The following is a 24,238-nucleotide window of genomic DNA, read 5'->3' on the forward strand; positions in this document are numbered from 1 at the left end:
CTACAGGAGCGCCAAAATGGCTATCGACGGCGAAGTAAAACTGACAGTTTCTCCGACACTGCATCCGGCGAACATTACCAGTATTGACGGATATGAAGCGGCAAAGGGATACGTAGCAGACGCTGCTACGGTGCTGGACGCCAGCAGACAATCTGTCGCGGCAGTGATTGAAGCAAGGCAAAAGCTGAACCTTGATGAGAGCCGCACGCCCCGCGCCAAGGTTCTGATGACTGCCCAGCTTGCCGACAAGTATTCCGAGAAACTGCAAAAGCAGTTCGAGTCGTCCTGGTCACGATTGGACAAAGCAATTCAGCACACCGAACAGGAACTTTCCCAGCCACTACAGCAGCAGGCGGGCGCTGGAAGTGTGAACGGCGAGATTCGCGCTCACTCAAAAGCCCTCAGCCGGGATGAGCGTGTGAAGCTACTAACTGTGGCCATTGAGAGCGGCGACATTACGACAGCCGGAGCCATTCTAGGTGCGCCCCCATACCTGAGCGGCCTTTCAGATATCGAACACACCCACTTCACACGCCAGTATCACGAAGCGACCAACCCCGAGATGGCCCAGCGACTGAAGGTGATGCAGGCCACGCGGGAGAAGCTGCAACGCGCACATCCGGCATTGCTGCAAGAGCTGGAAAAGGCAGTCGGAGCAAGTCGCCGTGACGTGGAGCATCTGCAAGCCGCCACCAACGAGGCTGAGGCGGCACTCGTGATGAAGGACTTCAACCCTGCCGCAGAGGCCTAATTGTTCCAGCCTTGATTAGATCAAAGGATTCAACATGAATAACGCACAAAGCAAGCCGGAGTGGTTGGAGAACTGGAAGCCTGATCCAGGCGCACCTAAAGCCGGTAACCCGAACTGGAAGCGTGGAGGGCGTTCACCGAACCCTGCCGGGCGTCCAAAGGGCAAAGTGGACCGGCGCTTCAAAGTGACCAAGATGCTTGAAGACGATGCGGACAAGGTTGTGCGTGTGGTGATTGACTCTGCGTTGAAGGGTGACGTGCAAGCCGCCTCGTTGGTCTTGTCCCGCATAGCGCCAGCACTCAAAGCACAGGCGGAGAAGGTCAACTTTGAGTTCGACGCGTCTGCACCGATGACAGAGCAAGTGCAGGCAGTCCTCCAGAGTATCGCCAATGGTGAAGTATCGCCGGACGTAGGCAAGCAAATTATTGAGTCCATTGCCACGCTGGCGGGTATTAAGCAGATCGACGAGCTTGAGCAGCGCCTAGCCGCTCTTGAGCAACACCGATAAAGGAGTGACTGTGATGCCACTTGAGAGAGAATTAACGAAGGAACTGCGTGTTCCAACAACAGGCATGGAGCCGTTCAACATAATCAGGTATCAAGACCGGATGCTGCCTACGGGCTTGTATGACGAATTAAAGTCCACACAAGCATATCGGGAAAATGGAATGCTTCATCACGACCATAATGGGCCGACTGAATACGCTTATTTCATCCAGCGTGAGGACGGGCATGTATTTGTCGGCGCTGCACCTACTGGGATAGTTCACTTTGAGATTATTAAGGAGCATCTCGACCCTGAACTAAAAGCCGAGGTGATTCTTTGCGCAGTGCCAGCGCAGAAGGTGCGGCGCTTTGGAAGCGGTTATCTCGCGCCCGAGTACGGGCCACTAGAGTTTCTGGCTCAGCATCACCCGTTCCAGGCGGTGCGTGTCAAAGTGACTGCAATGCTGTACGAAGCAGCCAAGGAGGAGGGTCAATGCGGGCACGAATTCCGGCAAGTACACTGAAGCGGCTGGAGGCCTTAGAGCAGGCACGTGGTCAAAGAAAAGTCGTGGCACTGTTCCCGGAATTGATGCCCGTTGACGAGTGGGGAGCGATTGCCAGCAACATGCAAGCCGAGCTGAAAGCGAACATCAAGAAGGACTGCCCGCCTGAGTACGACAAGGGAGACTTGTATCAGATCGTGTTTTTAGCTAGCTGTTAATCAGGTGAATTCTGGCTCGGCTATAATTTTAAGGTCAAGCGCGATGCTGGATTTTACGAAGACTTTATTGCGAAGCTTAGCGATCGACTGTCATTTCTCTTCGTGTTCCGCTGGACCTTGTTGTTTTTGGCGTTGTTGTTCAGGAAGTGCAACGCCTGGTGGGATCGGGATTCGCTGTTCTGAGGCGGCATGCCCGGGAGGATTAGGCTGCTGGTTATTTTGGTGAGTGCCCATCAGGACCGTCGCGACACCTAAATGATTTTCCGTTATCTTGATGGCTGCAGACATCGAGAAAGTATGCATGTATGCATGGTGGACAGTAAGAACAAGATCCTGCAGTTCTTTGTCATCCTCAAGCATAGATACATTCAGGTTAATTTCTTGGCATTTTGAAACAGGGAGGTGCCTAGAGTGCGTCGCGGTACTTTTATGGTCGCTTAGGAACGCAACAATGTCCTTAGCCTGTTGAGCATGGGCGGGGTCATTCTGAAACATGTTTTCGAGCAACCACGCCTCGACCATTTCCTTGGACCACCGGATAGCTTGTACGCACTCTACCAGAAATGAAGGGTGGTAACGGGAAATAATCTGCTGCCAAAGAGGGGCGCTTGACGGGTCGGCCTTAATGCTGTCAACAGCTAGCTGAAACTCGTCGAGGATAGCCTGTGCCGGCATGCCAAATATCTGTGGATCGATAGGCCCTAAACTGGACTGCTTGCCCATTACGATTTCTCTAGAAGAGCAGGCAATCATCGTTCCGGCTGACATGGCAAGCTGTGGGACGATCACGCGAATATCTTTGTCAAACATCGTCCAAAGATATTTAACGAGTGATTCCGTTGCGGCTATATCACCCCCCGGGGTGTGTAATATCAGGTCTAGCCCATCTTCACGTTTGAGCTTATGCACTGACGCCATAAAGGCGTTCATGTCGTCGTCGCCAACTTGAAGGTTGGGGGTGTTGCTCGGGCGGTTTAGCCAGCCCGAGTAATAAGCGATGACGTTTCGTCCGGTATGTTTATGGAGTGCTTTGAGGTACTTTCGGCGTACCAAGTCGATGGCTTGTCTGCCATCCTGTTGGCGCTTTCCAATTTCACCTAATACGGTATTCCATCCCGGCATAATTAGCAGTCAGTTGTTGATCTTAAGAATGTTTTTATCGTGGGGTCAGCAAGAGATACCTTCTCAAAAACCGGAGGTTGCTCTGTTACTGGGGGAGCTTGGGTACGGAAGTGCCTCTGGTAAATATCGACGAGGCTTGCTTCATCTAGCACATCCTTCCTTGAGCTTTCATACACTTCCATGAGTGTATTTTTTTCGTGCTGCAGAGTGCTCAACAGTCCGCTCATGCTATTCACCTCCTGTTGTGAGCCGCTTTTAATTGTTGTTTGTACGTTAAGGTAGCACATATTGGTCAACGTCCGCTATTGAACAATATACGCTAAGCAGCTCGAAATCTACTGGTTGTAGTGGTGGGCCTTGCTGGACTTGAACCAGCGACCAAGCGATTATGAGTCGCCTGCTCTGACCAACTGAGCTAAAGGCCCGAAACTTTGTAAAACGTTTACACACCTTTTACATGGTGCTGCCGCTCAATTCCCTGCCTTTGGGTAAGCGACTGTATTTTCTCTACTTCCTTCCCCGGTCCAGCCGTTAGCGCATTCTATTATGAGTCCCCTGCTCTAACCAACTGAGCTATAGGCCCGTTCAGCGAACGCTGTTTTGAGAGGTGTTTCCGGAGGGGGAAACAAAGCGGGCGCCATTATACCGGTGAGGTGTGGCGCCCGCTACTGTTTGGGAAATTATCCCTGATTGCCCTGGTCGTCGATAAAGCCGCGCAGGTGATCGGAGCGCGAAGGGTGACGCAGTTTGCGCAGGGCCTTGGCTTCGATCTGACGGATCCGCTCCCGGGTTACGTCGAACTGCTTGCCGACTTCTTCCAGGGTGTGGTCGGTGTTCATCTCGATACCGAAGCGCATCCGCAGCACCTTGGACTCGCGGGCGGTAAGGCCGGCCAGTACCGAGCGGGTGGCTTCGCGCAGGCCTTCGGCGGTGGCGGAATCCACCGGGGAGAGGGCCTGGATATCTTCGATGAAGTCGCCCAGATGGCTGTCTTCGTCGTCGCCGATCGGGGTTTCCATGGAGATCGGCTCTTTGGCGATCTTCAGTACCTTGCGGATCTTGTCCTCCGGCATTTCCATGCGCTCGCCCAGTTCTTCCGGCGTGGGCTCGCGGCCCATCTCCTGCAGCATCTGGCGGGAGATACGGTTGAGCTTGTTGATAGTCTCGATCATGTGCACCGGAATACGGATGGTGCGGGCCTGGTCCGCGATAGAGCGGGTGATGGCCTGACGAATCCACCAGGTGGCGTATGTAGAGAACTTGTAGCCCCGGCGATACTCGAACTTGTCCACGGCCTTCATCAGGCCAATGTTGCCCTCCTGAATCAGATCCAGGAACTGAAGGCCACGGTTGGTGTACTTCTTGGCGATGGAAATAACCAGACGCAGGTTGGCCTCGACCATCTCTTTCTTGGCACGGCGGGCTTTGGCTTCACCGATGGAGACGCGACGGTTGATTTCCTTGATGTCAGCCACGTCCAGATCCACTTCGGTCTGCACGTTCTGGATCCGCTTCTGCAGGCGAACAATCTCGTCGATACGCTCGGCCATGGGCGCCGCGTATGGCTTCTTGCTCTTGGCGATCTTCTCCGCCCAATCCAGGTTGGTCTCGTTGCCCGGGAACGACTTGATGAAGTCCTTGCGGGGCATTTTGCACTCGCGAACACAGATCTGCATGATCGCGCGTTCGTTTTCTCGAACCAGGTCATTGGTGGAGCGAACCACGTTGACCAGCTCGTCAAACGCCTTGTTGGCAAGCTTGAACGGTGCGAACACCTGGCCCAGCTCGTTCAGGGCTTCCTGGGTTTTCTTGTCGGAACGGCCGTGCTTGGCCAGGGCCTTGTTCGCGGCATCCAGCTTTTCGTTGAGCAGTTCGAACCGGAGACGGGTCTCTTCCGGATCCGGGCCGTTATCGGTTTCTTCTTCGGAGGAATCGTCGTCATCGTCGGAAGAGGAATCGGAATCGTCGGAGCTCTCGGTGGTGGTTTCCTCACCCATGAACGGCTCGGCGTCGTCCGGATCGAGGAAGCCCGTTACGATGTCGCTGATGCGACCTTCGTTTTCGAGAATACGGTCGTAGGCCTGGATCACCGTGCCGGCGGTACCCGGGAAGTGGGCAACAGCGGCCATCACATCGCGGATGCCTTCTTCGATGCGCTTGGCGATGACAATTTCGCCTTCGCGGGTCAGCAGCTCAACGGTGCCCATTTCACGCATGTACATGCGCACAGGGTCCGTGGTGCGGCCGGCGTCGGTCTCAACAGCGGCCAGAGCGGCAGCGGCTTCAGCGGCGGCGGCTTCGTCAGCGGTGGAGTCACCCTCGGTCATCAGCAGGGTATCGGCGTCCGGTGTTTCTTCGCACACCTGGATACCCATGTCGTTAATCATGCGAATGATGTCTTCGACCTGATCCGGATCGGCGATGTCTTCCGGGAGGTGGTCGTTTACCTCGGCGTAAGTCAGGTAACCTTGTTCCTTGCCTCGTGCAATGAGGTCTTTCAAACGTGATTTTTGCGAATTGCCTGACATAGACACCCTGTAAACTCGCTTTTAGAAGGAAAAAAGTTAAACAGCCATTATAGCTGTCGCTTAGTTGCTCTGCCACCAAGGAGCCTAGGCTCAAAGGTTAGATGGTGATCAGTGCCTCAAGTTTCAAGTGCTGCTAGTCCCCGGTGCCGCTGCTCAGGGCCCTCAGCTCCTGTCGTTCCTCGCTTGTGAGGTTCGACAGATTTCTCAATAGTGTGGCAAGCCGCTGCTGGCGGGATGCCTCTTCGTTCGGGCTCAGAAGCTCACGGGCGGCGGCCAGTGTGCTTTCCCGCGCAGGAATATGCTCGATCCCGTCAAACAGGTGGTAGAAGCGCTCACGAGCGTCCCTGTCCAGTGCCAGCGTACGCACCAGGGTTTTCCTGTCCCGGATGTCGTTTGCCAGAATCCACTCGGCAAAATTCCGGGCCTGATTGAATTGTCGGGAGCTGCGGGCCAGCTCGGTGACCTCGGTAGCCAGGTCCGGTGCTTCCAGTAGGGCAAGGCACAGAATGCTGTCCTTGCTGAGTTTCACATCAATTCGATCCTCGGACACCCGATCCCGTCGCTCGCCGTTCCAGCGCCCTTTCTGCCCCTGCTGGCGGCTCTGCCACTGGTTCCGGCCACCACAAAGGCGGAGCATTTCGTGCCACATGGCATCCCGGAGGGTGCTTCTGGGCATCTTGTTGAGCAGCGGTTCGACCCTGGCTCGCAATTCGCCCCGATGCTCTGGCAGTTGCAGGTCCAGCCCTTCACTCTGCCGATCAAACAGATAGCGGGACAGAGGCGTTGCCCCTTCAATGCGCTTCTGGAACGCTTCCGGCCCCTCCTTGCGCACGAGGGTGTCCGGGTCCTCGCCCTGGGGCAGCATCAGGAACTGGAGGTGAAGGCCATCGGCCATAAGTTCCAGTGCGTTTTCCATGGCCTTGTCCGCGGCCCGGAAGCCCGCCTGGTCGCCGTCAAAGCAGAACACGATGTGTCTGACCTGCTTCAATAACGCTGTGAGACTGTCCTGGTTCGTTGCTGTGCCCAGCGTCGCAACCGCATAGTGAATGCCGTGCTGGGCGAGGGCGATCACATCCATGTAGCCTTCAACCACCAGCAGCTTGTCCAGCTGCCGGATGGCCTGTTTGGCCTCGAAAAGCCCGTAAATCTCGCGGCTCTTGTGAAACACATCCGACTCCGGGGAGTTGATGTATTTCGCCTTGTCGTCGCCCAGGGTGCGGCCGCCGAATGCCACGGTTCTGCCCCGGCTATTGCGAATCGGGAACATCACCCGGTTGCGGAACAGGTCCCTGGGTTTGCCGTACTTGTCGGAAACCGTGCCGGTTTCAATCAGCGGACCCTGCAGGTCCTTGCTGGCAACATCAAACAGCGCCGTGCCGGTGGAGGGCGCATAGCCCACCTGGTACTGCTCGATGATGGCGTTATCCAGACCCCTTTGTTGCAGGTAGTCCCGTGCGTAGGCACCTTGCTGACCTTTGAGCGCTGATTGATAGAAGCGACTGGCAAAGTCCAGTGCATCGGTCAGCGTTCGCGCCTGCTGGATTTCCTGTTTTGCCGCCCGGTCGTAGGGCACTTCGAGACCAACCCGCTTGGCCAGTTCCTCTACCGCCTCGGTAAAACCCAGGCCTTCAAACTCCCTGACAAAGCTGATGGCATCGCCATGGGCGCCGCACCCGAAGCAATGGTAAAAGCCCTTGTCTGGCCGAACGTTGAACGAGGGTGTTTTCTCGTCGTGGAACGGGCAGCAGGCCTTGTAGTTAGCGCCGGCCTTCTTGAGCGTGATGCGTGAACCGATCAGTTCCGCCAGGTCGATACGATCCAGCAGGTTTTCAACAAACTGTTGAGGGATCAGTCCGCTCATGGGGGCTCCACATCAGGCCTTCATCGGAGTTGGCCAATAGCCAAAAATGCCGCCGAAGCCAGGCCTCGGCGGCATTTTTGAGTCGCTCTGTGCAGCCTGCGGCTGTACAGGCAATCAGTGCTTTGCAGTCAAGCGGCGTCAGATAAAACTTAGTACAGACGCTCGAACTTGCGCTGTTCCCGCTGAAGCTTCTTGAGATGACGCTTAACGGCAGCGGCTGCTTTGCGCTTACGAACAGCGGTCGGCTTCTCGTAGTGCTCACGACGACGTACTTCGGAAAGTACACCCGCTTTCTCGCAGGAACGCTTGAAGCGACGCAGTGCTACGTCAAACGGTTCATTCTCTTTCACTTTAACAGCTGGCATTCGAAAATCACCTACCTGATAGATTCGGTTTCAATTTTGTCCGTCTGGCGAGGCCAGACCGGTTCTCGATTCCTGGTCAGATTGGCTAAAACTCGACCAGTGCATATTTTAGGGCGGCAATGATAGCGCCTGCGTTATGGCAAGGTCAATGTTTGTTCGATGAATCTGCCAGTGGGTTTCGGGTTTCTGCTAAAATGCGCGTCGTTTTCATTTCTGCCAACCAATGTGGCCCGAAATTATGCTGATTCTAGGTATCGAAACCTCTTGCGACGAGACTGGTGTAGCGCTTTACGACACGGAAGCGGCCCTTCTGGGGCACGCCCTGTTCAGCCAGATCGACATGCATGCTGATTACGGGGGTGTCGTCCCTGAACTGGCGTCCCGTGACCACGTTCGCAAGCTCCTGCCCCTCTGCGATCAGGTGCTTTCGGATGCCGGTAAAGGCCGTGCCGATATAGAGGGAATTGCCTACACCGCGGGTCCGGGCCTGGTCGGCGCGCTCATGGTTGGGGGCGCGGTTGCCCATTCGCTGGGGTTTGCCCTTGGAGTGCCGGTGCTCGGTGTGCATCACATGGAGGGCCACCTTCTGGCGCCCATGCTGGAGGATAATCCACCCGCGTTTCCCTTCGTTGCACTGCTTGTTTCGGGTGGCCATACCCAGTTGGTAAGGGTTGATGGTATTGGCGAATACGAAATGCTGGGAGAATCAGTAGACGACGCCGCGGGTGAGGCCTTTGACAAGACCGCCAAGATGCTCGGTCTGGACTACCCGGGTGGCCCGCGGGTGGCAGCGCTGGCGGAAAAAGGCACAGAGGGCCGTTATCGGTTCCCGAGGCCGATGACTGACCGTCCCGGCCTGGATTTCAGCTTCAGCGGCCTGAAAACCTTCACGCTCAATACCGTGAATGCTGCTCGTGAGGCGGAGGGGCTGACGGACCAGACCCGCGCGGATATTGCCCTGGCGTTCGAGGCCGCCGTGGTCGATACGCTCACTATCAAATGCCGCCGGGCCCTGGAACAGACAGGCTGCAAGCGGCTGGTCATAGCCGGAGGGGTGAGTGCCAATAAACGGTTACGGGCGGGCCTGGAAAAAATGGCCGACAAACTCAAAGCCCACGTTTTCTACGCCCGGCCGGAATTCTGTACGGATAACGGTGCAATGATCGCCTACGCCGGTGCCCAGCGCATGAAGGCCGGCCAGCAGGACGGCGAGCGGATTGTGGCAGTGCCCCGGTGGCCAATGAACACGCTGCCGCCCATTAACGAACCTCGTTCAACCGGTCTGGTGGACTGATCGTTAAAGTCCGGCTTCCCGTCCCTGGGCGAGCCGGATGAGGTTGTTGCGGTGGCGAACCACGATCAGAAGTGCGAGCAGGCCGAACAGTGGCAGGGTTTCCGGTTCAAGGAAGGCGCTGATCAGCGGGCCGCAGACAATGGCTATCAGTGAGGCGAGGGCGGATATTCGCCAGCGCCAGATCACCAGCATCCAGGTAGCGGCCATCAGCAGCGTTGTGACCGACGCCAGCGCAAGACCGGCCCCGAGCGCCGTCGCGACCCCTTTTCCACCCTTGAATCGATAGAAGATCGGGATCATGTGGCCGGTGACGGCGAACAGGGCAACGACAGCCTGAACCATTACGGAAAGACCGGCGGCATGGGCCAGCCAAACGGGTAACCAGCCTTTTGCCGCATCCAGCGCAAGCGTGAGTAACGCTGGCGGCCACCCGCCGGTTCGGTAGACATTCGTGGCGCCGGGATTGCCTGAACCCTGCGCCCGTGGGTCCGGGAGTTTCCAGAGTTGGCAGACCGGCAGGGCAAACAGCACGGAACCTGCCAGGTAAGCGGCGGCGCAGAGTAAAACCGTTAAAACCGGGTCACTGGGAAACATGCTGTGGGCTCGGAAGCAAAGACGTATACAACCAATATGTGCGAAAATGCCCGCCCTGAAAACGCGGGCCATGCTCTTCACAGTATCCCCTGGTTGTGCGTTATTCAATCACCAAAGAGTGGAAGAACTCCGGAGTACCCTTGGCAGACACTGTATTGATCGAAGGCCTCGTTGTGGAAACTGTGGTCGGCGTTTATGACTGGGAGCGGGAAGTCACCCAGGACCTGGTGATCGATCTGGAAATGGCCTGGGATAACCGGGTGCCGGGTCGAACAGACGATGTCGCCGATGCCCTGGATTATGCGGCCGTCAGTGCTCGGGTGGAGACCTGTCTGCAGGCACTCAGGCCGCAACTGCTTGAGCACGGCGCTGAGGTGCTCGCCAAAGCCTTGCAGGATGAATTTGGCATCACGTGGCTTCGGTTGGCGATACGCAAGCCGGGGGCCGTACCTACGGCACAGGCGGTGGGTGTGCAAATCGAGAGGGGAGTCCGGTGATGGCAGCGGCCGTTCGGGTTTACATCAGTATTGGCAGCAATGTCGACAGGGAACGCTACGTCAGGGCAGCGCTCGATGCGCTCTCGGCATGGTTTGGCGAGCTGATTATCTCCCCGGTCTACGACAGCGAAGCGGTCGGGTTTGATGGCTCGCCCTTCCTGAACCTCGTAGTGGGCGTGGATACGTCCCTGTCGGTTGCCGAGCTTTCGAAGCGTTTCAAACAGTTGGAGGCGGACAACGGCCGGCGTCGGGATGTGCCTAAATTCAGTGCGCGAACGCTGGACCTCGATATTCTCACCTATGGCAGTGCCGTCGGGCGCATCGATGGCGTTGAACTGCCAAGGGGTGAAATCCTGAAAAACGCTTTCGTGCTTCGGCCACTGGCCGACATAGCGCCTGAAGCAGAGCACCCGGTGTGCGGCAAAACCTATGGCCAGCTATGGCGGGAGTACGACACTGGCCAGAAGCTCTGGCCGGTGGGCTTCAGCTGGCAGGGTCGGCAGATTTCACACGCTGCCGGTTGAGCGGAACAGCTCGATGAGGTGATCGGTCGAGCTGTCGCTGGCCTGGGTGCCATCTTCCTCGCCCAATAGCCGCGGCAGGATGCCTTTACCCAGTTGCTTGCCGAGTTCCACACCCCATTGGTCAAACGAATCCACGTCCCAGATAACCCCCTGCACAAAGGTGCGGTGCTCGTAGAGCGCGATCAACGCGCCCACAGTCTCGGGTGTCACCTTCTCCATGGTCAGCGTGTTACTTGGCTTGTTGCCTGGGATCACCTTGTGTGGCGCAAGCTGTTCAATCTCGCTTTCATCCCGTCCTTCGGCTTTCAGCTCGGCCCTGGCTTCTTCCAGTGATTTTCCGGCCATCATGGCCCTGGACTGGCTGAGGCAGTTGGCAAACAGGTCGGCGTGATGGGTGGCCACCGGATTGTGGGTTTTCAGAGGTATGATGAAGTCCGCCGGAATCAGGCGGGTGCCCTGGTGGATCAGTTGGTGATAGGCGTGCTGGCCATTGGCACCGACGCCGCCCCAGATCACCGGGCCGGACTGCCAGGCGAGTGGGGTGCCCGCTTGCGTAACGCTCTTGCCGTTGCTTTCCATATCCAGCTGCTGGAGGTGGTCTGGCAGGCTGCGCAGGTAATGATCGTAGGGCAGTATCGCGTGGGTCTCGGCTGCCCAGAAATTGGTGTACCAGATGCCCAGCATGGCCATAACCACCGGCAGATTCTTTGCCAGCGGCGCTTCACGAAAGTGCTGGTCCATGGCATGGGCGCCGGCCAGCAGGGCCCGGAAGTTGGTCATGCCAACGCTAAAGGCAATGGGCAGGCCGATGGCTGACCACAGTGAATAACGGCCGCCGACCCAGTCCCACATCGGGAAGACGTTCTCCGGATCGATACCGAAGTCCTGCGCCGCCGGCACATTGGCCGTCACGGCCATGAAATGCTGCGAGACGGCCTGTTCATCCCCGCAATGATCCAGAAACCACTGTTTTGCGACTTTACTGTTCTCGAGGGTTTCCTGCGTGCGGAATGACTTGGACTGGATCAGGAACAGAGTGGTTTCCGGATTGACCTGGCGCAGAGCCTCGCAAATCTCGGTGCCATCAATGTTGGCCACGTAATGGCAGCGAATGCCGGCCTGGGCGTAAGGTTGAAGGGCTTCGCCAACCAGCTTCGGGCCCAGGTAGGAGCCGCCGATACCGATGCTTACCACATCGGTGAAAGGTTTGCCGGTGTACCCGGTGCGGTGTTGGCCCAACACCTCCTCCACCAGGGTTTCCATGCGTTGCAGGGTGCGCTGCACCTCGGCGACCACGTTTTCGCCGTCAACGGTGATGGCGTCGGTTCCCGGGTTGCGCAATGCCGTGTGCAGGGCAGGGCGATCTTCGGTAACGTTGACTCTCTTTCCGCTGAGCAAGGCCTCCCGCCGTGCTTCCAGGTTACAGCTGCTGGCCAGTGCCAGAAGCGCGTCGAGCACGTCGTCAGTGATCCGATTCTTGGAAAAATCCAGTGACAGCCCTGCGCCTTCAATGAAATAACGCTTTGCCCGCCCGGGATCCTGGTTGAACAGGTCCTTCATGAGAACGCCGTCCAGGCGTTGCCGATGTTCCTTCAGTGTCTGCCATTCGGGTTTCGAGGTCAGTACTTCAGGATGTGCGGGCATCAGAGGTTCCTTTTCTGTTGGCTTATCGGGTCAGGGACAGGTTATCGATCAAGCGGGTGGTGCCCAGGAAAGCTGCCGTCAGGATGGTAATCTCCCGATCTTCAGCCGTGGCCGGTTTGAGTGTCTGACTGTTGACGATATTGAAGTAGTCCGGCCTGAGCCCTGCGTCCCCGAGACTCTGCTCAGCTTCGCTTTCCAGGGCCTGGAAGTCTGTACGACCATCGGTGATCTTGGCCGCCGTGGCCTGCAGAGTCTGGTAGACCGCTGGCGCAATCTGCCGTTCCTCGGGCGTCAGGTAACCATTGCGCGAGCTTTTCGCCAGGCCGTCGTCCTCTCTCACCGTGGGGCCGCCCACCACATCAACAGGGATCATCAGATCCCGGACCATTTTCCGGATCACGGCCAGTTGCTGAAAATCCTTCTCGCCGAATACAGCGAAGTCCGGCTGCACCATATTGAACAGCATGGTGACCACCGTGGCTACGCCCTCAAAGTGACCCGGGCGACTGGCGCCACAGTGGCCGTCGCTGACATCCGGCACGACCACCTGGGTCTGACTTGCCAGCCCTTCCGGATAGATTTCCTCGGCGGAAGGCGCGAATACCAGTGTGTTACCGGCCGAGGCGAGCTTGTCCTGGTCTTCAGCCAGGGTTCTCGGGTAGGTCTCGAGATCTTCGCCGGCTCCGAACTGCATCGGGTTCACGAAGATGCTGGTAACCACCACATCCGCCATCTCCGCTGCTTTGCGCACGAGGGAGATATGGCCCTCGTGCAGGTTGCCCATGGTGGGTACCAGGCCGATGGTTTTGCCCTGCTGCCGGTAGCCGCGGAGGATGGTTCTCAATTCTTTCAAAGAATGTACGGTTCTCATGCCTTGAACGTATGCTCCTCAGCGGGGAATGAGCGCTCGCCTACGGCTTTCACGTAGGCCTGGAGGGCTTCCTGTACCGAATCTGTTTCTGCCAGGAAGTTCTTGACGAATCGTGGCTTACGGCCAGTGGTAATGCCCAGCATATCGTGCAATACCAGAATCTGTCCGTCGGTGTCTGGCCCGGCACCTATCCCGATGACCGGTGCTTTGACGGCCTGGGAGATGCGTGCCGCCAGCGGCGCGGGAACGCACTCCAGCAGTATGGCATCGGCGCCGGCGGCTTCCAGCTCGCAGGCGTGCTCAATCATCATCTCCGCCGCTTTCTCGTCACGGCCCTGGACCTTGTAGCCGCCAAATTTATTGACGAACTGCGGCGTGAGGCCCAGATGTGCGCACACGGGCACGGCGCGCTCGGTCAGAGCGGTAATGGTTTCTTTCATCCAGTCCGTACCCTCGAGTTTTACCATGTGCGCGCCCGCGCGCATCAGTTCCGCTGCGTTCTCCAGGGCAGACTCGACCGTGCCGTAGCTCATGAAGGGCATGTCGGCCATGATCAGGGACCCACGGTTTCCTTTGGCCACGCAGCTGACGTGATACACCATCTGGTCCATGGTCACCGGCAGGGTGCTGTCATGCCCCTGAAGCACCATCCCGAGGGAGTCGCCGATAAGGATTACGTGAACGCCCGCTTCACTGACCACCTGGGAAAAGGTGGCGTCATAGGAGGTAAGGGCAGCGAAGGCTTCGCCCTTCTGCTTGAACTCACGCAGGGTATTGATGGTAACAGCCATAGAATCCTTGCCTTTTGGGTGGATGGGCCTGGGCGTGCCGGGGTATCGGCATTGAAGTGTTAAGGGTAATCCGCCGGTGGAAGCTTGCGCAAGCCGTTGTCGGGGCATTGGCTACGCAGTTTGGCAATCGGTGTGCCGTCGGGCAGAGTCAGGCCGGCCTTCAGGTCCAGCAGAGGCTGGAGCGCAAAGTCCCGGTTCCGCAGTTCCCGATGAGGTACGGTGAGGCGCTCGTCGTCCAACATCTGATCGCCGAAGATCAGTATGTCCAGATCAAGCGTTCGGGGTCCCCAGTGGCGAAGTCTCTCCCGGCCGTGCTGTTGTTCGACGTTCTGCAGTTCATCAAGCAGTTGGTGTGGTAGCAGGGAGGTTCTGAGCCATACCGCGCCGTTGACGAAGTCGGGCTGGTCCTGGGGGCCGACCGGGCGGCTGGCATAAAAGGGCGATTGGGCCACCAGTACCGTCTCCGGCAGGTTGGCCAGGGCGGAGACCGCCCGGGCCAACTGGGCTGCAGGGTCTTTCAGGTTGCTGCCAAGACCGATAAAGACGTCTGTCATCATTACTGGGCTGGGCGTTTGACCGGTTTGCGGCGGCGCCGCCGCTTCTTGGGGGCGTCGGTGCTCAGTTGTGAGAGCATTCGCTCCTGGCCCCGTTCATCTTCCTGCTGGAACTCGGTCCACCATTGGCCAAGCCCGGGCTCAATCTCACCAGACGCCTCGCGAACCAGCAGGAAATCGTAAGCGGCCCGGAACCGTGGATGAGTCATGGTGGCAAAGGCCCGCTTGCCCTGGCGTCGGGGCAGTCGCATCTGAAGTTCCCAGATCTCCTTCATCGGGCCAGAGAATCGTTTCGGAATCGAGGTTGCCTGCACCTGACGGCCAATCACCTTTCCAATGGCGCCGTGCAATGCGGGCTGGACCGGGTCACCGTTGTCCTGCCTGCGATGCCACTCTGCCTGAAGTGCCGGCCAAAGCATGGCGGCAAACAGGAAATAGGGCGTGACCGATTTGCCCTGGGCAATCCGGGCATCCGTGTTTCTCAGGGCCTGGCGGATCAGCTCGTCCGGCTCACCCGACTCAATGGCCCTGACCGTCTCCGGGAACAGAGGCTCCAGCAGATTGTAACGGGTCAGCAGGTCGTAAGTGGCTTCGCCATGGCCTGCGGAAAACAGTTTGTGCACTTCATCAAACAGGCGGGCCGGCGGAATATGGGTTAATAGAGGGGCCAGTTCCCCGATCGGGGCCTCGGTCTCCGGTTCAATGTCAAAGCCGAGTTTGGCTGCAAAACGGATAGCGCGAAGCATGCGCACGGGGTCTTCCCGGTACCGCGTCTCGGGATCGCCAATCAGTCGCAGCTGGCGGTTGCGCAGATCCTCGATCCCGTTGGCAAAGTCGATTACGGTAAAGTCGCGGATGCAGTAGTAAAGCGCATTGACGGTGAAGTCGCGACGCAGGGCGTCTTCTTCCTGGTTGCCGTATACGTTGTCACGCAGAAGCAGGCCGTGTTCACTGGTCCTGCGATCGTCATCATCGGTGTCGGTGTCTGCTTCCGCAGCGTTGCCCCTGAACGTGGTCACCTCAATGACCTCGCGGCCAAACACCACGTGGACAATCCGGAATCGCCGTCCGATCAACCGGGAGTTCCGGAACAGGTCGTGCACTTCCTCGGGGGTGGCATTGGTCGCGATGTCGAAATCCTTGGGCTTGCCGCCCAGCAGGATGTCTCTTACGCCGCCGCCCACGAGGTATGCTTCATAGCCTGATTTGTTCAGGCGATGCAGAACTTTCTTGGCGGGTTCGCTGATAACCGAGCGGGAGACGTTGTGCTGGTCCCTGGGGATTTCCCGTCGCTGGTAGGTGCGGGCTTTCTTTTTTCCGTTGCCGGGCATGAAGGAACGGAGTTTGTCGACAAGTCGTTTAGGCATTGAAATCCGTGGTTGCGATGAGCAAAAACCGAGAGTTTAACGGTTTGAGCAGGATTTGCACACGTTTGCCGTGGATTACCGTTTCGGAGCCCAGATAATCAAAAGGCGGATCCGTTTTCACGAATCCGCCCTCAAAGCGTTGACGATCTGCATTGTTTTTGTTTTTGCCGGGATTTTTCTTGGTTTTTGTACCCCACTGCATATCCCCACTTCAGGGGCATCTCAGCAGTGCAAACGGAAAGCTTTGAATACACAGAGCGGTCAGAGACATCGAGCGGGCCTTGGGTAGCTGCAGCGTCACCTGGAAGGTGATTCTTCTCTACATCTACAACTCGCACGTGCCGTGGGACCACTAAAAAGCAAAATACCCAAAACACTCAGTTCGCTTACGTTCTGTTGTTGTTTTTGTTACCGAACGCATCCTGCAGCTTTTTGTTCTTGTTGTTGGCGCTGCTTTGTCACTCTTGTTTTTGTTGTTGTGCGCCAAATAGGTTGCAGTCCATGTGCCAATTTTTGAATTTCGTTTATTAACAGAGTCTTACGAATTTGTAGGCCATAAGTGTTACCCCGTATTCAACCTAAGTGTTACTGAGGTCACGTTACTTTCGTGAGGAGTGTTACCGACAGGAACATGGGGTAACAACTGAGCCCGGGTTCATACTATGCCGGACTCAGTTGCCAGAGGATTTTTTCCGGGGTATGCCGAGACGCTGGCGACGTTCCCAGAGCGATTTTCGGCTGATGCCCAGTTTCTGGGCCAATTCTGTCTCGCTCATGCGGTCCTGGTTCTCGAGAACAAAATGCTGGAAGTAATCTTCGAGGGAGAGATCGTTGGACGCGTCCACCTCCCGGGTATGTGTCTGCTCGTTGTTGCCGTCCACGAGAGTCTCGGGGATGTATTCGTCGCTGCCTTCGCTGTCCAGGTCCAGCAATGAGGGCGTGATCACGTCGCCGTCACACAGGATGGTTGCGCGCTCAATGGCGTTCTCCAGTTCCCGTACGTTTCCCGGCCAGCGATGGCGTTCGAGGGCGCGCATCGCCTCGGGGCTTAGATTGAGATCGGGCTTGCCCATTCTCTCGCCCTGGCGTTTCAGGAAGCGGCGGGCCAGTCCCAGAATATCGCTCTGGCGCTCACGCAGCGGCGGGATACGGATCTGCATGACGTTCAACCGGTAGTAGAGGTCTTCCCGGAACTCTCCGGTACGAGTCATGGCCTTGAGGTTTCGGTGGGTGGCGGCAATCATCCGCACGTTGACGGTACGGCTCTGGGTGGAGCCGACTTTCCGGATCTCGCTCTCTTGCAGAACCCGTAGCAGGCGTGCCTGGGCTTCGGCCGGCAGTTCTCCGATTTCGTCCAGAAACAGGCTGCCGCCATCGGCGGCCTCGATCAGGCCGGTCCTGGCCGATACCGCGCCGGTGAAAGCGCCCTTTTCATGGCCGAACAGTTCCGATTCAATCAGGCTTTCGGGGATAGCCGCGCAGTTGACCGAAATCAGCGGCTTGGCAGCGCGGGGGCTGAGCAGGTGCAGGGCGCGGGCCGCCAACTCCTTGCCGGTTCCTGATTCGCCCTGGATCAGAACAGTGGTTTCTGTCGGTGCGACTTTACGGATCAGCGTGAACACCCGCTGCATTGGCTCACACTGGCCGAACATAATGTTGGCAGGATCGCTGCTTTCCGGCGTTTCCAGGGCTGGTGCCGAGTCGTCACCCGAGTTCCGGCCGGCGGGTTTCCGGGCCAGAATGTTTTCGACCGCGGCCAGCATTTCATCGTGATCAAACGGTTTGGCGATGTACTCAACGGCGCCCATTTTCATGGAGTCCACCGCTGATCTCAGGCTGGCATAGCTGGTCATGATCAGCACCGGCGTGTTGGGTGCGCGATTGATCAGTTCGGTGCCCGCAGCGCCTGGCAGACGCAGGTCGGAAATGATCAGATCGAACTGATCGGGTTCGTGGTTCTGTTCGGCTTCCTCAACGGAGGCCGCATCGGCGACCTCATAGCCGGCATGCAACAACAGTTTGCGCACTGCCGAGCGAATAATGTCTTCGTCTTCCACGATCAGAATGCGAGGCATAACAGTCTCAAGACCTTTGGTTCTGGCTGATGGCAATAGTGCCGGTTTCCGGTTCGTAGGCTGGCAATCTCAGCCTCACGCAGGTTCCGCGGCCGGTGTCGGCATTAGCCGGGCTTTCCACCTGAACGTTGCCATAGTGCTCTTCAATAATGCTGTACACCAGCGACAGGCCAAGACCGGTTCCCTTGTTGGGGGCCTTGGTGGTGTAAAACGGCTCGAAGATATGATCGAGTTGATCCCCGGGAATACCGGAGCCCTCATCAACCACCTCGATGATAGCGGAGTAGCCATCGCCCTTTCCACTGACCCGGATGGTACCGCCTTCCGGTGAGGCATCGCGGGCGTTCGCCAGCAGGTTGACGAATACCTGGACCAGACGCTGCTCATCTCCCAGCACCTGCAAAGAGGGCGGGCAGTCGTTGACATAGTGAATGCCCAGGCCCTTGTCGCTGAGCGACAGCAGGTTGATTGATTCTTCCACACAGCGATGAATCGCTACCGGCTCGTACCGGTTGGCCTGGGCATGATTGCCGGTGCGGGCAAAGTTCATCAGCGACTGCAAAATGGTAGAGATGCGCCGGGTCTGCTGCTGGATCTGGTCAGCGGTGTCCAGGATGTCCGGGTTGTCGGTTTCCAGTTTCAGGTTCTGGGCCAGGGATGAGATACCGGTGACCGGGTTCCCGATCTCGTGGGCGACACCGGCGGCGAGTCTTCCCACCGATGCCAGCCGTTCGCTGTGCATCAGTTCGTCCTCAAGCAGCCGCGTTTCGGTCTGGTCCTCGACCAGGATAATGCTGCCACCTTCGGTGTGGTCCGGTCCGCTCAGGGCCGCTTTGTGGAGGTTCAGCCAGTGGGGTTTGCCACGCAGGTCCAGGCGATGCTTGTAGCGATGCAGGTCCGGGCCACGGTTGAAGTCATCAAGCAGCAGGTGCCAGTGCTCGGGCAGTGCCATCAGCCTGGCACCGACCACGTCATCGGCGGTGATGCCGGTGAGCGCCTCCATGGCGTGGTTCCACATCAGGATTTCACCGTCCTCGCCCACGGAGCAGGCAGGAATCGGCAGGTTCTGAAGGGTCTGGCGGTAATGCCGGCGCAGGTTGTCCAGCTCGCCGGCCAGGCCGGTCAATCGGTTCTGGTAGTCGCCGAGGGCGCGTTCTACATAGCGGATGTCCTGGGCAGTGCCGCCCTGGGCCATGGGCTTGAAGCCGAGATGGCGCTTGACCATGTCCCGGGCCACGGAGGGGCCGAGCAGGCCAGACAGGTTTATTTCCACCTGGTCGCGCAGTCGCCTGAGCTGGTACGGCCGATACTCCACATTGGGCAGTTTCAACTGGCCCAGTGCCCGCTCCACTTCTCGCCGCGCCACACCGTAGCCCAGCGGCTCCGCTAACTGTCTCACAAAGTCACTGGAGGACGTGGCCAGCAATTCACGGCGTTGCGGACGGGACAGTGCGCCCAGTGAGCAGGCTTGGGCTGCGCTGTTCTCCTCACTGGTGCTGGTGCTGAGGATGGAAATCAGCGCAAACACGGTAATGTTGGCAGTCAGGCTTACGAACGTGAAGATATGCCAGTTGCTGTAGTCCGGTATCAGTGGCGCATCCAGCCAGGCCAGCAGATTGGCCGTGTGCGAGAATGGCAGCACGAGCGTCACCACCCAGATGGCCAGCCCGACAACAAGGCCGGCGATCAGGCCGCGGCGATTGCCCTCGGGCCAGTAAATCACGCCCAGGGCGCCGGGCAGCAGTTGCAAAGTGCCGGAGAGGGAAATGGCGCCGAGAATGGACAGGTCGAGGTTTTTGCCGACAACTTCATGAAACAGCAGCGCCAGGAAAATGATCACGGCGATGAGCAGGCGCTTGATCCACTGCAGCCACCGGTAGATATCGCCCTGGTCTTTCGGGGTTTTCAGGGGCAACACCACGTGGTTCAACGCCATGCCCGCCAGTGCCAGGGTGCTGACGATCATCAGGCCGCTGGCCGCTGACAGGCCGGCAATGTACATCAGCAGTGTCAGTGCCGGGCTTTCCATGGCCTGGGCTGCCCCGATGGCAAAGAATCCGGGCCCTGTGGTCACCGCCAGCTCCTGGCCTCCCCAGAGAATCAGGGGCACCGGCAGGCCGAGCAGCAACAGATAGAGTGGCAGGCCCCAGCTGGCTTTTGCCAGGGCCTTGGGCGAGGGGTTTTCGCTGAAGGTCATGTGGTACATGTGTGGCAGTACCAGAGCAGCAGCAAAGGACATCAGCATCAGTGCCCGCCAACTGCCGTCGTCAATGCTCAGGGTCATGGTTGTGGCTGGCGACGTCCGGTTGTCCAGCCAGCTTTCCAGTCCGCTCATGCCGTCAAAGACCCCGAAGAGAATGACGCCCCCGAGCACCAGCAATGCCACAAGTTTCACCAGCGAATCAAAAGCAATGGCCAGCACCAGCCCCTGATGGTTTTCCGAGTTCTGGTCGCGCCTTGCCCCGAATAGCATGGCGAAAAGCACCACGATCAAGCTGAACATCACGCTGATTACCGCAGGCGATGTGTCCGGCGCAAGAATGCTGGCAGAGGTGGCGACGGCCTGTATCTGCATGCTCAGCAAGGCCAGAATGGCCCCGCCGGAGCAGAGGGTGACCAGGGTGCCAGCCCACTGGCTTCGGTAGCGGTAGGCAAACAGATCGGCGAGGGACGTGAGCTGATAGGCGCGTCCGATCCTCATGACCGGGTTCAGAAGCACAGGCGCCAGCAGGAAAGCGCCGCTGATGCCGAGATAGTAAGCCAGAAAGCCGTAGCCGGATTCGGCGGCCATACCAACCGCGCCGTAGACCGCCCATATGCCGGCATAGACACCCAGACTGAGCACATAAACCAGGGGGTGGCGAACCCAGCGCCGGGGGACCATGCCTTTTTCGGTAAACCAGGCGATGCCGAACAGCAGAATCAGATACAGGAGGCTGGCGAGCAGCAGGCCGGAGGGACTAAAACTCATTGGGGTCCCGCCGCCATTCAAGCCAGAAACCGATGGCGATCAGCCCGGCCCAGATAAGGTAGGGGCTATACCAGACGTTTCCCGGCGAAGTCCACCAGTCAAGGATGTTGGGAGAAAAGATATAGATGGCCAGTACCAACAGGAAGACCAGACGGTAGATATACATCAGGCATGCTATCCGCGCTGAGGTGTGAGAAGGGCTTTATACCATGTCCCTCACCGGGATGTCAGGTGGATGGCGCCCCGTCGCCAGTTACTCCGGCCCCACTCCAGCAGCGAATCCAGCGAACCGCTGGCAAGGTTGGCAGGCGGGTTCTGACCAAGAGCAACGAGCGCCATGAACAGGTTGTCGACAGGCTTGTCATCATCAAGAGCTGGCGCATGGGTCTGCTTGCTCAGCTTCTGACCCTGCGCGTTGAGTATGACCGGGATGTGAAGCCAGCGTGGAGGAAGAGCACCCAGGGCACGATAAATCTGTTGCTGCTGCGCCGTCATGTCCAGCAGATCCGAACCACGCACCACGTCCGTGATGCCCTGATCAATGTCATCGACCACCACCGCCATTTGATAGGCGTAGAACCCCTCCTTGCGGAGGATGACCGGATCGTCAAGCTCTGCTTGCACCGTCTGGTGCTGGGGTCCCAGCAGCTGGTCCTGCCAGTGGCAGTCTTCGTCTTCGAGGGCAAAGCGGATTGCGAATGGCCGGTCACCGTCGATTTCTGTGCGAGTGCGGCACTGGTTCGGGTGGCGCCCCTCATTGGCCTGCAATTCCTTGCGCGAGCACTGGCAGCGATACGCGTAGCCGCTTTCAAGCAGCCGGTTAACGGCGTGCTGATAGGCGTCGTGACGTCTGGATTGAAAGCGTACCGGCTCGTCGGGAAACAGCCCGTGGGCGTCAAGGCTGGCAATGATCTGGCCGGTCGCCTCCGGCGGCTCTCTCAGAGGATCCAGGTCTTCAATGCGGATAAACCACTGGCCGCCCTGGCTGCGGGCTTCCAGAAAGCTGGCAAGTGCGGTAACGAGGGAGCCAAAGTGCAGCGGGCCTGTCGGAGAGGGCGCAAACCGGCCCCGGTATTGAGGGTTGTTCATGGCGGTCAGTCAGCCGGCGGGGCTGGGAAAAGCCCCAACCGGCAGCTGTTGCGTAGTAGGCTCAGATGCCGGTCTGGCGTTCGCGAATCTCGGCCAGTGTCTTGCAGTCGATGCACAGGGTGGCTGTTGGTCGAGCTTCCAAACGGCGGATACCGATTTCTACGCCACACTGATCGCAGAAGCCATAGTCGTCTTTGTCGATGCGGTCGATGGTCTGGTCAATCTTCTTGATCAGCTTCCGCTCGCGGTCGCGGGTACGCAGCTCCAGGCTGAATTCTTCCTCCTGGGTTGCGCGATCGCTGGGATCCGCGTAATTTGCGGCGTCTTCCTGCATGTGGTGCATGGTGCGGTCGACTTCTTCCATCAGCTCCTGCTTCCATTGCAGCAGCAGATCTTTGAAGTGCTGGAGCATTTCCGCACTCATGTACTCTTCACCCTTCTTCATTTCATAGGGGGTGAAGTTGGTAAAACGTTCGCGTGGTTGTTCTGCAGTAGTTGCCATTGAACCCGGCCTCTTGTTTGTACTTCACAAGAACGGTTTGCTTCCCTCCGCGTGAGCCCCCGTGGCTGCGCGGTTGTACCCTGGATGAAGCATTCGTCCTGAAACGGGAATTTGCGGAAAATAGCAGATTAGTCACGGGGGTGCCAGCCTTGTGACATCGACTTTTGTACGGAGATCACATGAAGTTTCCAGAACCGCTGGTTGAAGGCCGGCTTATCCGCCGCTACAAACGCTTTCTGGCAGACGTGCGTCTGCCGGATGGTTCAGAAATTACGGCCCATTGTCCGAACACCGGCTCCATGCTGGGCTGTCAGCCGGAGGATGCCCGAGTCTGGCTTAGCCGTAGCGATAACCCCAAGCGCAAACTCCAGTACACCTGGGAGTTGGTGGAAACCTCGCCCGGGCAACTGGCCTGCGTGAACACCGCCCGGCCGAACAGCCAGGCTCGGGCGGCCGTACAAGCTGGCACCGTGGTGGAGCTGGCCGGCTATTCCGAGTGCCGCGCCGAGGTTAAGTATGGTTCGGAGAATAGCCGGATCGACCTGCTGCTTTCCGGTCATGACACCGCGGCCGATGCCTGGGTGGAGGTCAAGAATGTCACGCTGGCGGAAGATGCTCAGGGTTTTTTCCCCGATGCGGTGACCGAGCGCGGCCAGAAGCATCTGCGGGAGCTGATTGCCCAGGTTGAGCAGGGCGATCGCGCGGTGCTGTTTTTCGTGGTGAATCACACCGGCATTCAAACCGTTCGCCCGGCGGACCATATTGATCGAAAATACGGTGAGTTACTGCGGGAGGCCTGCGATGCTGGCGTGGAAGTGATCGCCTATCGTGCCGATCTGAGCGAGAGCGACGGCACGCCAACAGGTGTGTTGACCCTGACCGAATCGGTGCCCGTTATTCTGGAAGTCTGACCTCAATCTGGCCGTCCCGCTCCCGCAGGTCCAGCTGGGTGAGCGCATCGCCCTGGCAGGGCCCGGCAATGCATTCGCCGTCTGAGGGCTTGAACAGGGCGCCGTGGGTGGAACACTGGATAAACAGGTTGTCGGAATCCATGAACCGGCCGGGCATCCAGTTCAGTTCAACGCCCAGATGCGGGCAGATGTTCAGGTAGGCGCGGGGCGTGCCACCGTCCAGAAACAGGAACCCGGTCAGCGGCATGCCTGCCGGCTCCCGGGCCTTCTCTCGGAGCCGGAATTCCAAGAATTGGCCCGGTGTCAGCTCGGAGGCCGGACAGACGGGCTGCCAGGTATGCGGGACGCTGCTCATTTCGGCAAGATCGTGTATCGCATGCGGGTCCCGTGATTCAGGGACATGACGATCTCATCGGCGTCCAGACGATGCGGAAAATAGCAGCCGGAAATCTTGGCGCTGGCAATACTGGAGCCTTCCATTCGGGATTTCGAGAAGTCGACACCTCGCAGGTCGGCGCCCCGGAAGTAGGCGTGGCGGAAATCCAGCCCCTTGGCATCCATTCCCCTGAGATCCAGACCCCGGAAATCGCCATGGGCGAAACTGGGTAACTCTGCAAGCTTTGCCTTTTCAGCATTGAACGCCTGCATGTCTTCGCTACGAAGAATATCGTAGAGCGGGTGACTGATCTGATGTACTTCGTGTTCGCTTTTATCGTCCAT

Annotated in this window: 26 protein-coding genes and 1 tRNA gene; 8 read left to right on the forward strand and 19 right to left on the reverse strand. The window is 58.2% G+C overall.

Going from position 1 to position 24,238, the window contains the following annotated elements; all coding sequences use genetic code 11:
- Positions 1–16: 16 nt before the first annotated feature.
- The 4 genes from ACGK9W_RS20165 to ACGK9W_RS20180 are packed head-to-tail and all read left to right on the forward strand — an operon-like array spanning position 17 to position 1,958.
- A complete protein-coding gene (locus ACGK9W_RS20165) occupies positions 17–751 on the forward strand; it encodes a hypothetical protein (RefSeq protein ID WP_405418419.1) in 735 nt (244 codons plus the stop codon).
- A 34-nt stretch (positions 752–785) separates the two neighbouring features.
- Positions 786–1,259, forward strand: coding sequence for a DUF5681 domain-containing protein (locus ACGK9W_RS20170; RefSeq protein ID WP_405418421.1), 474 nt, complete (start codon positions 786–788; stop codon positions 1,257–1,259).
- 13 nt (positions 1,260–1,272) lie between these two features.
- Positions 1,273–1,761 carry a hypothetical protein gene (locus ACGK9W_RS20175; protein ID WP_405418423.1) on the forward strand — a complete coding sequence of 163 codons (489 nt, stop codon included), beginning with the start codon at positions 1,273–1,275 and terminating at the stop codon, positions 1,759–1,761.
- Entirely contained in the window at positions 1,731–1,958 is a 228-nt protein-coding gene (locus ACGK9W_RS20180; protein ID WP_405418425.1) for a hypothetical protein, read from the forward strand. The genes ACGK9W_RS20175 and ACGK9W_RS20180 overlap by 31 nt, the downstream gene beginning before the upstream one ends.
- A gap of 90 nt (positions 1,959–2,048) precedes the next feature.
- Here ACGK9W_RS20180 and ACGK9W_RS20185 read toward each other — a convergent pair whose 3' ends face one another.
- The 5 genes from ACGK9W_RS20185 to rpsU all read right to left on the reverse strand — a co-directional run bounded on the left by ACGK9W_RS20185 (position 2,049) and on the right by rpsU (position 7,834).
- Positions 2,049–3,080 (reverse strand): SDH family Clp fold serine proteinase, encoded by a 1,032-nt coding sequence (locus ACGK9W_RS20185; protein ID WP_405418427.1) that lies wholly within the window; start codon positions 3,078–3,080, stop codon positions 2,049–2,051.
- Positions 3,081–3,428: 348 nt separating this feature from the next.
- Positions 3,429–3,505 (reverse strand) — tRNA-Ile (locus ACGK9W_RS20190).
- Positions 3,506–3,760: 255 nt separating this feature from the next.
- Positions 3,761–5,608, reverse strand: a complete 1,848-nt coding sequence (gene rpoD, locus ACGK9W_RS20195) for an RNA polymerase sigma factor RpoD (RefSeq protein WP_288367466.1) — start codon at positions 5,606–5,608, stop codon at positions 3,761–3,763.
- 133 nt (positions 5,609–5,741) lie between these two features.
- Positions 5,742–7,469 carry a DNA primase gene (gene dnaG / locus ACGK9W_RS20200; RefSeq protein WP_273045089.1) on the reverse strand — a complete coding sequence of 576 codons (1,728 nt, stop codon included), beginning with the start codon at positions 7,467–7,469 and terminating at the stop codon, positions 5,742–5,744.
- A 149-nt stretch (positions 7,470–7,618) separates the two neighbouring features.
- Positions 7,619–7,834 (reverse strand): 30S ribosomal protein S21, encoded by a 216-nt coding sequence (gene rpsU, locus ACGK9W_RS20205; protein WP_007153483.1) that lies wholly within the window; start codon positions 7,832–7,834, stop codon positions 7,619–7,621.
- Between the two features lie 238 nt (positions 7,835–8,072).
- Between rpsU and tsaD the strand changes: the two genes are divergently transcribed.
- A complete protein-coding gene (tsaD, locus tag ACGK9W_RS20210; RefSeq protein WP_104271583.1) occupies positions 8,073–9,128 on the forward strand; it encodes a tRNA (adenosine(37)-N6)-threonylcarbamoyltransferase complex transferase subunit TsaD in 1,056 nt (351 codons plus the stop codon).
- Positions 9,129–9,131: 3 nt separating this feature from the next.
- Here tsaD and plsY read toward each other — a convergent pair whose 3' ends face one another.
- The gene (gene plsY, locus ACGK9W_RS20215) at positions 9,132–9,722 is read right to left on the reverse strand and encodes a glycerol-3-phosphate 1-O-acyltransferase PlsY (RefSeq protein WP_273070082.1); all 591 of its coding nucleotides are present in this window, start codon (positions 9,720–9,722) and stop codon (positions 9,132–9,134) included.
- Positions 9,723–9,862: 140 nt separating this feature from the next.
- Here plsY and folB point away from each other — a divergent pair, with 140 nt between their 5' ends.
- Complete coding sequence (gene folB / locus ACGK9W_RS20220) at positions 9,863–10,219, forward strand: dihydroneopterin aldolase (RefSeq protein WP_041644908.1); 357 nt, start codon at positions 9,863–9,865, stop codon at positions 10,217–10,219.
- Positions 10,219–10,743, forward strand: coding sequence for a 2-amino-4-hydroxy-6-hydroxymethyldihydropteridine diphosphokinase (folK, locus tag ACGK9W_RS20225; RefSeq protein WP_008169659.1), 525 nt, complete (start codon positions 10,219–10,221; stop codon positions 10,741–10,743). The genes folB and folK (ACGK9W_RS20225) overlap by 1 nt, the downstream gene beginning before the upstream one ends.
- Here folK (ACGK9W_RS20225) and pgi read toward each other — a convergent pair.
- From pgi to dksA, 11 genes are all read right to left on the reverse strand, one after another.
- Positions 10,726–12,387 carry a glucose-6-phosphate isomerase gene (pgi, locus tag ACGK9W_RS20230; protein WP_104271513.1) on the reverse strand — a complete coding sequence of 554 codons (1,662 nt, stop codon included), beginning with the start codon at positions 12,385–12,387 and terminating at the stop codon, positions 10,726–10,728. The two genes, folK (ACGK9W_RS20225) and pgi, sit on opposite strands and share 18 nt — an antisense overlap.
- A gap of 22 nt (positions 12,388–12,409) precedes the next feature.
- Positions 12,410–13,258 carry a pantoate--beta-alanine ligase gene (gene panC, locus ACGK9W_RS20235; RefSeq protein ID WP_053114245.1) on the reverse strand — a complete coding sequence of 283 codons (849 nt, stop codon included), beginning with the start codon at positions 13,256–13,258 and terminating at the stop codon, positions 12,410–12,412.
- The gene (panB, locus tag ACGK9W_RS20240; RefSeq protein WP_008169652.1) at positions 13,255–14,049 is read right to left on the reverse strand and encodes a 3-methyl-2-oxobutanoate hydroxymethyltransferase; all 795 of its coding nucleotides are present in this window, start codon (positions 14,047–14,049) and stop codon (positions 13,255–13,257) included. The genes panC and panB overlap by 4 nt, the downstream gene beginning before the upstream one ends.
- 59 nt (positions 14,050–14,108) lie before the next feature.
- Positions 14,109–14,606 (reverse strand): 2-amino-4-hydroxy-6-hydroxymethyldihydropteridine diphosphokinase, encoded by a 498-nt coding sequence (gene folK / locus ACGK9W_RS20245; RefSeq protein WP_053114247.1) that lies wholly within the window; start codon positions 14,604–14,606, stop codon positions 14,109–14,111.
- A complete protein-coding gene (gene pcnB / locus ACGK9W_RS20250) occupies positions 14,606–15,970 on the reverse strand; it encodes a polynucleotide adenylyltransferase PcnB (RefSeq protein WP_288367465.1) in 1,365 nt (454 codons plus the stop codon). Before pcnB ends, folK (ACGK9W_RS20245) begins: the two co-directional genes overlap by 1 nt.
- A complete protein-coding gene (locus tag ACGK9W_RS20255; protein WP_008169646.1) occupies positions 15,963–16,172 on the reverse strand; it encodes a hypothetical protein in 210 nt (69 codons plus the stop codon). The genes pcnB and ACGK9W_RS20255 overlap by 8 nt, the downstream gene beginning before the upstream one ends.
- Before the next feature lie 469 nt (positions 16,173–16,641).
- On the reverse strand, positions 16,642–18,045 hold the full coding sequence (locus tag ACGK9W_RS20260; protein WP_008169641.1) for a sigma-54 dependent transcriptional regulator: 1,404 nt from the start codon (positions 18,043–18,045) through the stop codon (positions 16,642–16,644).
- A 7-nt stretch (positions 18,046–18,052) separates the two neighbouring features.
- Positions 18,053–21,016: an ATP-binding protein gene (locus tag ACGK9W_RS20265; RefSeq protein WP_014575918.1), complete on the reverse strand. Its 2,964-nt coding sequence runs from the start codon at positions 21,014–21,016 to the stop codon at positions 18,053–18,055.
- Positions 21,006–21,182, reverse strand: a complete 177-nt coding sequence (locus ACGK9W_RS20270) for a hypothetical protein (protein ID WP_008173184.1) — start codon at positions 21,180–21,182, stop codon at positions 21,006–21,008. The genes ACGK9W_RS20265 and ACGK9W_RS20270 overlap by 11 nt, the downstream gene beginning before the upstream one ends.
- 50 nt (positions 21,183–21,232) lie before the next feature.
- Positions 21,233–22,105, reverse strand: coding sequence for a tRNA glutamyl-Q(34) synthetase GluQRS (gluQRS, locus tag ACGK9W_RS20275; RefSeq protein WP_405418435.1), 873 nt, complete (start codon positions 22,103–22,105; stop codon positions 21,233–21,235).
- Between the two features lie 61 nt (positions 22,106–22,166).
- Positions 22,167–22,607 carry an RNA polymerase-binding protein DksA gene (gene dksA / locus ACGK9W_RS20280; protein WP_008173182.1) on the reverse strand — a complete coding sequence of 147 codons (441 nt, stop codon included), beginning with the start codon at positions 22,605–22,607 and terminating at the stop codon, positions 22,167–22,169.
- Between the two features lie 179 nt (positions 22,608–22,786).
- On the opposite strand from dksA, the gene sfsA reads away from it, so the two are divergent.
- On the forward strand, positions 22,787–23,518 hold the full coding sequence (gene sfsA, locus ACGK9W_RS20285; RefSeq protein WP_405418437.1) for a DNA/RNA nuclease SfsA: 732 nt from the start codon (positions 22,787–22,789) through the stop codon (positions 23,516–23,518).
- Here sfsA and ACGK9W_RS20290 read toward each other — a convergent pair.
- Complete coding sequence (locus tag ACGK9W_RS20290) at positions 23,502–23,873, reverse strand: Rieske (2Fe-2S) protein (RefSeq protein WP_405418439.1); 372 nt, start codon at positions 23,871–23,873, stop codon at positions 23,502–23,504. The genes sfsA and ACGK9W_RS20290 overlap by 17 nt on opposite strands.
- Positions 23,870–24,238: a pentapeptide repeat-containing protein gene (locus ACGK9W_RS20295; protein ID WP_014575923.1), complete on the reverse strand. Its 369-nt coding sequence runs from the start codon at positions 24,236–24,238 to the stop codon at positions 23,870–23,872. Before ACGK9W_RS20295 ends, ACGK9W_RS20290 begins: the two co-directional genes overlap by 4 nt.

It is taken from the genome of Marinobacter flavimaris, from assembly GCF_045057155.1.
GTDB lineage: Bacteria > Pseudomonadota > Gammaproteobacteria > Pseudomonadales > Oleiphilaceae > Marinobacter > Marinobacter manganoxydans.

Excerpts from the sequence above, each read along its gene's own strand:
- folK (WP_053114247.1), bottom strand. The coding sequence starts at position 14,606 with ATGATGACAGACGTCTTTATCGGTCTTGGCAGCAACCTGAAAGACCCT.
- pcnB (WP_288367465.1), bottom strand. The coding sequence starts at position 15,970 with ATGCCTAAACGACTTGTCGACAAACTCCGTTCCTTCATGCCCGGCAAC.
- ACGK9W_RS20170 (WP_405418421.1), top strand. The coding sequence starts at position 786 with ATGAATAACGCACAAAGCAAGCCGGAGTGGTTGGAGAACTGGAAGCCT.
- ACGK9W_RS20180 (WP_405418425.1), top strand. The coding sequence starts at position 1,731 with ATGCGGGCACGAATTCCGGCAAGTACACTGAAGCGGCTGGAGGCCTTA.
- dksA (WP_008173182.1), bottom strand. The coding sequence starts at position 22,607 with ATGGCAACTACTGCAGAACAACCACGCGAACGTTTTACCAACTTCACC.
- pgi (WP_104271513.1), bottom strand. The coding sequence starts at position 12,387 with ATGCCCGCACATCCTGAAGTACTGACCTCGAAACCCGAATGGCAGACA.
- panC (WP_053114245.1), bottom strand. The coding sequence starts at position 13,258 with ATGAGAACCGTACATTCTTTGAAAGAATTGAGAACCATCCTCCGCGGC.
- ACGK9W_RS20175 (WP_405418423.1), top strand. The coding sequence starts at position 1,273 with ATGCCACTTGAGAGAGAATTAACGAAGGAACTGCGTGTTCCAACAACA.
- ACGK9W_RS20260 (WP_008169641.1), bottom strand. The coding sequence starts at position 18,045 with ATGCCTCGCATTCTGATCGTGGAAGACGAAGACATTATTCGCTCGGCA.
- ACGK9W_RS20265 (WP_014575918.1), bottom strand. The coding sequence starts at position 21,016 with ATGAGTTTTAGTCCCTCCGGCCTGCTGCTCGCCAGCCTCCTGTATCTG.
- tsaD (WP_104271583.1), top strand. The coding sequence starts at position 8,073 with ATGCTGATTCTAGGTATCGAAACCTCTTGCGACGAGACTGGTGTAGCG.
- rpsU (WP_007153483.1), bottom strand. The coding sequence starts at position 7,834 with ATGCCAGCTGTTAAAGTGAAAGAGAATGAACCGTTTGACGTAGCACTG.
- folK (WP_008169659.1), top strand. The coding sequence starts at position 10,219 with ATGGCAGCGGCCGTTCGGGTTTACATCAGTATTGGCAGCAATGTCGAC.
- gluQRS (WP_405418435.1), bottom strand. The coding sequence starts at position 22,105 with ATGAACAACCCTCAATACCGGGGCCGGTTTGCGCCCTCTCCGACAGGC.
- ACGK9W_RS20290 (WP_405418439.1), bottom strand. The coding sequence starts at position 23,873 with ATGAGCAGCGTCCCGCATACCTGGCAGCCCGTCTGTCCGGCCTCCGAG.
- ACGK9W_RS20270 (WP_008173184.1), bottom strand. The coding sequence starts at position 21,182 with ATGTATATCTACCGTCTGGTCTTCCTGTTGGTACTGGCCATCTATATC.
- ACGK9W_RS20295 (WP_014575923.1), bottom strand. The coding sequence starts at position 24,238 with ATGGACGATAAAAGCGAACACGAAGTACATCAGATCAGTCACCCGCTC.
- rpoD (WP_288367466.1), bottom strand. The coding sequence starts at position 5,608 with ATGTCAGGCAATTCGCAAAAATCACGTTTGAAAGACCTCATTGCACGA.
- dnaG (WP_273045089.1), bottom strand. The coding sequence starts at position 7,469 with ATGAGCGGACTGATCCCTCAACAGTTTGTTGAAAACCTGCTGGATCGT.
- ACGK9W_RS20255 (WP_008169646.1), bottom strand. The coding sequence starts at position 16,172 with ATGCAGTGGGGTACAAAAACCAAGAAAAATCCCGGCAAAAACAAAAAC.
- plsY (WP_273070082.1), bottom strand. The coding sequence starts at position 9,722 with ATGTTTCCCAGTGACCCGGTTTTAACGGTTTTACTCTGCGCCGCCGCT.
- panB (WP_008169652.1), bottom strand. The coding sequence starts at position 14,049 with ATGGCTGTTACCATCAATACCCTGCGTGAGTTCAAGCAGAAGGGCGAA.
- ACGK9W_RS20185 (WP_405418427.1), bottom strand. The coding sequence starts at position 3,080 with ATGCCGGGATGGAATACCGTATTAGGTGAAATTGGAAAGCGCCAACAG.
- sfsA (WP_405418437.1), top strand. The coding sequence starts at position 22,787 with ATGAAGTTTCCAGAACCGCTGGTTGAAGGCCGGCTTATCCGCCGCTAC.
- ACGK9W_RS20165 (WP_405418419.1), top strand. The coding sequence starts at position 17 with ATGGCTATCGACGGCGAAGTAAAACTGACAGTTTCTCCGACACTGCAT.